Source organism: Dyella sp., from assembly GCF_036746095.1.
Taxonomy (GTDB): domain Bacteria; phylum Pseudomonadota; class Gammaproteobacteria; order Xanthomonadales; family Rhodanobacteraceae; genus Dyella_B.
Window position 1 is genome coordinate 1 of sequence record NZ_DAIOEU010000101.1, and the last position, 7,133, is coordinate 7,133.

Here is a 7,133-nt window from a genome sequence, read left to right on the forward strand (position 1 = left end):
GCGCGTTGACTTTAATGACACTGTGCCCACCGAGGGTGCGCTCGAAACAAATTACCGTCACGAACAGAATCATTCACTTCCGTCGCGTCGCCAAAGCTGCAAGTATTCGTTCGGATTTCCATCCAGCGCAGGCCGGCCGCCGCCTGTGGCGACCATGCCGCGTCTCGCATCCCTACGTGTGACGACGATTGGCCGGCGAGCATTCGGAGGGGCGCGATATTGAAGGAGGCGCGGAATGAGCAATGTCTTCGCAACGATTAAGCACGAGTTCATGGAGATGCTGCCACCCACGATCTTCTTTCTGGTGGCACTTCATATCGTCGCGGTGATCCGCGCCTTGATGGTCCGCAGTTCCGGCATCGAAGTGGAGACATCGGCATCGATCCTGCTTGCCGCGCTGATCCTTGGCAAAGCCGTGCTGATCGCAAACATGATGCCCTTCATCAACCGGTTTCCCGATAAGCCGCTGATCTGGAATGTCGGCTGGAAGACGTTGATCTACACGCTGGTGGCGCTGCTCGTGCACTACCTGGAGCGGTTGTACGAATTCTGGAAAGAGGCGCCAAGCTTTGCGGCCGCCAACCACACGTTGTTCACGGAAATAAGCTGGCCGCGCTTCTGGGCTATCCAGATCCTGCTGCTGACCCTGATCTTTTCGTACTGCGTCATCGCCGAAATCGTCCGCGCGATTGGCCGCGACCGATTCAAAAGAATGTTCCTGGGACCGTTGCCCGAACGATCCACCGTGCTGCATTGAACTCGGACGGCTGACTGCCTCCGGTGCGGTTCGCTACTAACGGCTGTACATCGACTGGAGTTTCCTCATGGCACGCCTACCGGTACTTGGTTTGCTCGCTGTCGTTCTGACGGCCTGCAGCAACACTCCCCCGACTCCAACCAGTGCACCCGCGAATCCGCCCCAGGCGGCTGCCGCGCCCGCACAGCCCCAGGCGGCGAAGCCGGAAGCCAATGCGGTGGACCCGGCGGTCATCAAGGCATTGCAGGATATGGGCGCGACCCTGCAATCCCTTAAGCAGTTTGAAGTCGGTATCAGCCTGACCGGCGAGCGCGTACTGCAGGACGGACAGAAGTTGCAGCACACCGCCATTGCCGACCTTGATGTCGTGCGCCCCAACAAGTTGCGCGCGCAGATGCGTAGTGCCCGCCTGCAGCGGGACCTGATCTACGACGGCAAGACCGTGACGCTTTACCAGCCAGAGCAGAAGTTCTACTCGCAGGCGCAATTCAGCGACAACCTCAGCACGCTCGTTGATCGATTGAGTGAGCGCTATGGCATCGAAGTGCCGTCCGCGGACTTGTTCCTTTGGGGAACACCGGCCGCGCCGACCAACAACATCGTGTCGGCAATGAATGCCGGACAGGATTTCATCGCGGGCGACCTCTGCGATCACTATGCCTTCAGGCAAGGTCAGTTCGACTGGCAGATCTGGATTTCGGCCGGCGCACGCCCGTTGCCGCGCAAACTGGTCATCACGAATCGCGCGGACGAGGCTCGCCCGCAATCGATCACGTATTACAAGTGGAACCTGAATCCGAAGTTCGGCAACGCCACCTTCGCGTTCACGCCGCCGCCGGGTGCCAAGCCCGCCGAGTTCGTTCCACTGAAGACCCGCTAAGGAGCCTGCGATGACATACGCATTCGGCAAGCTGTCCGTGGTTTGCGCAACCACACTGGTTCTGGCCGCGATGGGGTGGGTGCCAACGGCGGAAGCGCGCCCCGGAGGCGGCGGCGGTGGCGGGCATATGGCCGGCGGTGGCGGTGGTGGCGGTGGTGGCGCTGCGCGCCAGGCCAACAACAGCCGCGCGGACGTACGCTCCAACAACGTGCGCAGCAATAGTGTCAACAGCGTCAATACCAATCGCAACGTCAACGTCAATTCGAACCGCAACGTCAACGTGAATGTCGACAACCACGGTGGTTGGGACAACGATTACCATCCGGTGGCCACGGCGGCAGCCGTTACGGCGACAGTAGCCGTGACCTCCGCAGTGGTCGGATCGATGGTGCGCTCGGTGCCGCCGAACTGCGCCCCGGTCAACTACGGCGGCATGGTGTATCAACAGTGCGGCGGCACCTGGTACCAGCCGCAAGGATCGCAGTACGTCGTGGTGAACGCGCCGTATTAATTGATTGGCGCCTGCCTAGATGTCTTCGATCGTCGCTTCGATGCGCCCGCTTCGAATGGCTGTGAGGTAGGCGCGGAAGTCGCTGCGGTTCTGGGACGCATATTCGGTGGCGAATTCGCAGATCGCGTCATCGAAGGTGCGTCCCGATCCCATATATCCCGCCATCATCGCGGCGTCGCCGGTCCGGGCATGCGCACGGGCCAGCGCGTGGGCGCACATCCTGCCGTACTGACGCAGCAAGCCGCTGTCCCAATCCTCGATCAGGGCGGACAGTTTCATATCCCTCAGCTGACGAACGTAGAAATCCTTGCCGTTCCTGCCGCGTGTCCAGCCAAGGAACACATCCGTGGCGGCCTGCATCAGACGCTGCCCCACGATGACGCGCTGGCCGTGATTGTCATAGACGCTCTTGCCCGCATACGGTTCGAGCACTGACGCGCGCGCCTCCTTCACCTGCAGGAACAGCGGATCGTTATCCGCCGCCATGAACAGACAGACGGCGCACATCGTGCCTACGCTGCCCACGCCAACTACCTTGATGGCCATGTCGAAGAAGTGAAAGCGGTCGAACAGCACGCGCGTATGATCGGCAAGGCTTGCGCGATACGCTGCAATGGCGGCCTGGTATCCCGACGAAAGATCGGGCGCAAGGTCTTCGGACGGATGAAAAATCAGCGGCGGCTCATCCTTGATTTTTGGATGCAGGCCCGCTTCGGCAACGAATTTCGGGTACAGGTGGTCCGGCACCGATTTGCGCCGCTCCGCCTCGATGCGTTCGGCTAGCCGCTTGCGCGTTGCTTCAACAACCTTGGGATCGCCCGTACGATCCTCGTAATTCTGCAGGTCGATGCGGTCGTACCAGACGTCGAGCGCGCGCATTCCCGCATAGTTATGCATGCGCTCCCGATATTCCCGAACCGAATCGGTTGCCACACGCGCGGCGTCGCTCCTGGGCAGTGCCAGATGGTCAGCGGCGATCACGATGCTGGCGGTGAGGCGTTTCAGATCCCACTCGAAGGGCGCCGGAAGGGTTTCGTCCAGATCGTTGATATCAAAAATGATATTGCGCTCCGGTGTCGCGAATCCGCCGAAGTTCATCAGGTGCGCGTCGCCGCAGGCCTGTACGCGGATGCCGCTGGACGGCGTCGTCGCAAGATCGGCGGCCATGATCGCCGCCGCACCCCGATAGAAGGCAAACGGTGAGGCCGACATGCGGCCAAATCGAATGGGGACGAGCTCCAGAATTCGCCCGGTGTTTGATTCTTCCAGCAGCGCCACGGGGTCCCGGCGATCGTTGGCGGGTCGCCATCCGGATTGGGACGACCGGGGCACCGCGTCGCGCAGCATCCGGCCTTTCGCGGCGCGTTCGTCGGACGTGAAGTATTTGGATTGGGAAGTCTGATCGCCCACTCGCTCATCGCCGTTCTTGTTCTTGGCCTTGGACATTTGGATCGTCTCCTTGTTGTTGGGAACAACGCGGCGGAGCTGTGGGCGCCTCATCGCTTACTTTAGGTTAGGCGCGATCCGATGGATAGGCTGGAGAAAATGTCCCGAGCGATGGTATCGGAATGGCTCCGAGGCTGTGATTTTCCTTTTAGGACGCGTTCCGAAAAGATTCACTTCCGCTTCCATTGGCGTTGTCAGAGTATTTCCCGGCACTCGGTAACGCAGGCAAATCCGTTCAGGTTGTGCTCCACCACATTGGAACAGGGGTAAGGAATGACCAAGAACCGCAATATCGTGATCAGTGGCATCGCACTGGCCGTTGTCGCCCTGGTGCAGGCCGGCGCGGGCATGGCGCAGGATGCGCGCAAGGACGCCTCCAGCGCGACCAGGGCCGCCAATCAGAAGCTGCTTGGCGAGTTGCCGTTCTCGGATCGTTCGGATTTCGATGATGCGCATCGCGGCTTTGTTGCGCCGCTTCCCGATGCCATCATCAAGGGCACGTCGGGCAACCCGATCTGGAATCCGCAGCAGTACGCCTTTATCAAGGAAGGATCCGCCGCGCCGGGCACGGTCAATCCGAGCCTCTGGCGGCAGGCGCAACTCATCAATATCAGCGGGTTGTTCCAGGTCACCGATGGGATCTATCAGGTTCGCAACCAGGACCTGTCGAACATGACCATCATCGAAGGCAAGGAAGGGATTACGGTGGTGGATCCACTGGTTTCGCAAGAAACCGCAAAGGTTGCCATCGACCTCTACTATGCCAATCGCGGTCGCAAACCAGTCAAGGCCGTGATCTATACCCACAGCCACGTCGACCACTATGGCGGCGTGCGCGCTTTGGTGGAGCCTGGCGATGTCTCGTCCGGCAAGGTCAAGATCTACGCGCCGGAAGGCTTTCTGGACGCCGCCGTTGCCGAGAACGTCATGGCGGGCAATGCCATGAGCCGCCGCGCCAGCTATATGTACGGGAACCTGCTGCCGCCCGACCCGAAGGGGCAGGTGGGCGCCGGGCTGGGCACGACGACGTCCGCGGGCACGGTGACGCTGCTGCCGCCCACCGACATCATCACGAAGACCGGCGAGAAACGAACGATCGACGGATTGACCTACGAGTTTCTGATGGCGCCAGGATCGGAGGCGCCGTCGGAAATGCTGTGGTACATCGAAGAGAAGCGCGCGATCTCGGCGGCGGAAGACTGCACGCATACCCTGCATAACACCTACTCGCTGCGCGGCGCCAAGATTCGGGAACCGTTGCCGTGGTCCAAGTACCTGAACCAGGCGGTGACCATGTGGGGTGCCAAGGCGGACGTGATGTTTGCGCAGCATCACTGGCCGACGTTCGGCCGCGATAACGTGGTGAAGCTGCTGCGCCAGCAACGTGACCTGTACCGCTATATCAACGACGAAACGCTGCATCTTGCCAACCAGGGCGAGACGATGGTCGAGATCGCGGACAAGTTCAGGCTGCCACCAAGCCTGGCCAATATGTGGGCCAACCGGGGCTACTACGGTTCTGTCAGTCACGATGTCAAGGCGACCTATGTGCTCTACCTTGGCTGGTTCAACGGCAACCCGGCCACGCTGGACGAACTGACTCCGGTGGAGGCTGGCAAGCGCTACGTCGAGTTCATGGGTGGTGCCAACGCCGTATTGGCGAAGGCGAAACAGGCTTACGCGCGCGGCGAGTACCGCTGGGTAGCGCAGGTGGTGAATCACGTGGTGTTCGCCGATCCGTCGAACCAGGCTGCCAAGGCCCTGCAGGCCGATGCGCTGGAGCAACTCGGCTACCAGGCGGAATCTGGTCCGTGGCGCAACTTCTATCTGACCGGCGCCAAGGAGTTGCGTGAAGGCGTGAAGAAGCTGCCGACGCCCAACACAGCCAGCGCCGACACTGTAAGGGCGATGACGCCGGAGATGTTCTTCGACTATCTCAGTGTTCGCGTGAATCGCGCCAAGGCTGCCAACGCCCATATTGCGTTGAATGTCGACCTTGGCAAGCCGGACGGGACCTATTTGCTGGAGCTGGAAAATGGCGTGCTCAACCACACGGCGGGCGTGCAGGCGCAGCGGGCGGATGCCAACGTAACGATGTCGCGTGACACGCTGAATGGCATCATCCTCGGCCAGACCAAGATGGCCGATGCCATCAGCAACGGCAGCGCGAAGGTCAGCGGTAACCAGGCCAAGCTGGACGAACTGGTCAGTTACCTGGATACGTTCGAGTTCTGGTTCAACATCGTCACGCCATAAGCGGCGACGCACTGCACGCGGGATGACAAAAGCCTGCGGACTGAAAGGTCCGCAGGCTTTTGCTCGTATGCCGGCGACACGCGAACGGCTGAGCGGGGAGGGCTGCGCTATACGGATGCCCTGGCCGACCTCGGCCGTCAGAAATTCCGGAACGGCGGCAGCCCATCGGCCCCTATTGCTGCGTCAGCATCAGGTTCAGGTTTTGAACCGCAGCGCCGGATGCACCTTTTCCAAGATTGTCGAACACCGCCGAAAGCAGGACGTGCCCGTGTTCCACGTTGGGAAATACGCTCAACTGCATGTCGTTCGTACCGTTCAGCACTTGCGGGTCCAGGTGCTTTAGCACGCCTGATTCGTGCAGCGGCAGGACGTGTACATGGCCCGCGCCGGCATAGTGTCGGGCGAGGCATGCGTGGAGCGTGGCGCCATCCACGCCGGGGGCCAGCAGACTCAACGCGAGCGGAACCGTCAGCACGATGCCCTGGCGGAACGCGCCATACGCGGGAACGAAGATCGGACGCTGCGCGAGCCCGGAATGCTGCTGGATCTCCGGAGGGTGCTTGTGCGCGAGTTCGAGCCCATACACCTGGAATTCCGGCCCGCCGACGGCATCGGCCCCCTCATATTCCTCTACGCCGGCACGCCCGCGTCCCGAGTAGCCGGACACCGCATGAATGCTGATCGGATAGCTGGCTGGGACAAGCCCGGCCTGCACAAGCGGACGCAGCAGGCCAATCGCACCGGTCGGATAGCAGCCGGGATTGGTGACCCGCCGCGCGTTCGCGATGCGCGCGGGTTGGTCCGATGCCATCTCCGGAAAGCCATAGGTCCAGTCCGGATGCGTGCGGTGGGCGGAGCTTGCGTCGATCACCCTGACGGCGGGATTGACGATGGCGCTCACCGCCTCGCGTGCGGCGGCATCGGGCAGACAAAGGATGGCGATGTCGCAGGCATTGATGGCTTCCGCACGATGCCGTGGGTCTTTGCGTTCCGACGTGGGAAGCGTCAGCAAGCGGAGGTCGGTGCGGCCGCGCAGCTGTTCGTGGATTTGCAACCCGGTGGTGCCTTGGTCGCCGTCGATGAAAACCAGGGGAGAGCTCATGCGAGGAATACTCCGGTGACTGAAGGGGGTAACACGTCGAAGGAGCCCCAATCTTCCATTACCCCCTAGAATAGGGAAAGTTGAATTTCACAACCTTGATATTCAGTTTTCCTGAATCTGGAGCCGACATGCGAGAGATCAGCCTGGACCGCCTGCGCACGCTGGTCGCCATTGCCGACCA

7 protein-coding genes are annotated in these 7,133 nt (G+C 61.3%); 5 read left to right on the plus strand and 2 right to left on the minus strand.

Going from position 1 to position 7,133, the window contains the following annotated elements; genetic code table 11:
* The 4 genes from V7M64_RS21770 to V7M64_RS21785 all read left to right on the plus strand — a co-directional run.
* Positions 1-182, plus strand: a 182-nt coding sequence (locus V7M64_RS21770) for a hypothetical protein (RefSeq protein WP_333682220.1), incomplete at its 5' end; no start/stop codon positions are given.
* Between the two features lie 53 nt (positions 183-235).
* Complete coding sequence (locus V7M64_RS21775; protein ID WP_333682222.1) at positions 236-757, plus strand: hypothetical protein; 522 nt, start codon at positions 236-238, stop codon at positions 755-757.
* A gap of 67 nt (positions 758-824) precedes the next feature.
* Positions 825-1,637 carry a DUF2092 domain-containing protein gene (locus tag V7M64_RS21780; protein ID WP_333682223.1) on the plus strand — a complete coding sequence of 271 codons (813 nt, stop codon included), beginning with the start codon at positions 825-827 and terminating at the stop codon, positions 1,635-1,637.
* A gap of 10 nt (positions 1,638-1,647) precedes the next feature.
* Positions 1,648-2,148: a hypothetical protein gene (locus tag V7M64_RS21785; protein ID WP_333682225.1), complete on the plus strand. Its 501-nt coding sequence runs from the start codon at positions 1,648-1,650 to the stop codon at positions 2,146-2,148.
* 15 nt (positions 2,149-2,163) lie between these two features.
* On the opposite strand, the gene V7M64_RS21790 is transcribed toward V7M64_RS21785, so the two are convergent.
* Positions 2,164-3,594: a DUF2252 domain-containing protein gene (locus tag V7M64_RS21790; protein ID WP_333682227.1), complete on the minus strand. Its 1,431-nt coding sequence runs from the start codon at positions 3,592-3,594 to the stop codon at positions 2,164-2,166.
* 273 nt (positions 3,595-3,867) lie between these two features.
* Here V7M64_RS21790 and V7M64_RS21795 point away from each other — a divergent pair, with 273 nt between their 5' ends.
* Positions 3,868-5,850, plus strand: a complete 1,983-nt coding sequence (locus tag V7M64_RS21795) for an alkyl sulfatase dimerization domain-containing protein (RefSeq protein WP_333682228.1) — start codon at positions 3,868-3,870, stop codon at positions 5,848-5,850.
* Between the two features lie 172 nt (positions 5,851-6,022).
* On the opposite strand, the gene argC is transcribed toward V7M64_RS21795, so the two are convergent.
* Entirely contained in the window at positions 6,023-6,952 is a 930-nt protein-coding gene (argC, locus tag V7M64_RS21800) for an N-acetyl-gamma-glutamyl-phosphate reductase (protein ID WP_333682230.1), read from the minus strand.
* Positions 6,953-7,133 lie beyond the last annotated feature (181 nt).

Coding starts and splice junctions, on each gene's coding strand:
- V7M64_RS21790 (WP_333682227.1), bottom strand. CDS start 3,594: ATGTCCAAGGCCAAGAACAAGAACGGCGATGAGCGAGTGGGCGATCAG.
- V7M64_RS21780 (WP_333682223.1), top strand. CDS start 825: ATGGCACGCCTACCGGTACTTGGTTTGCTCGCTGTCGTTCTGACGGCC.
- argC (WP_333682230.1), bottom strand. CDS start 6,952: ATGAGCTCTCCCCTGGTTTTCATCGACGGCGACCAAGGCACCACCGGG.
- V7M64_RS21795 (WP_333682228.1), top strand. CDS start 3,868: ATGACCAAGAACCGCAATATCGTGATCAGTGGCATCGCACTGGCCGTT.
- V7M64_RS21775 (WP_333682222.1), top strand. CDS start 236: ATGAGCAATGTCTTCGCAACGATTAAGCACGAGTTCATGGAGATGCTG.
- V7M64_RS21785 (WP_333682225.1), top strand. CDS start 1,648: ATGACATACGCATTCGGCAAGCTGTCCGTGGTTTGCGCAACCACACTG.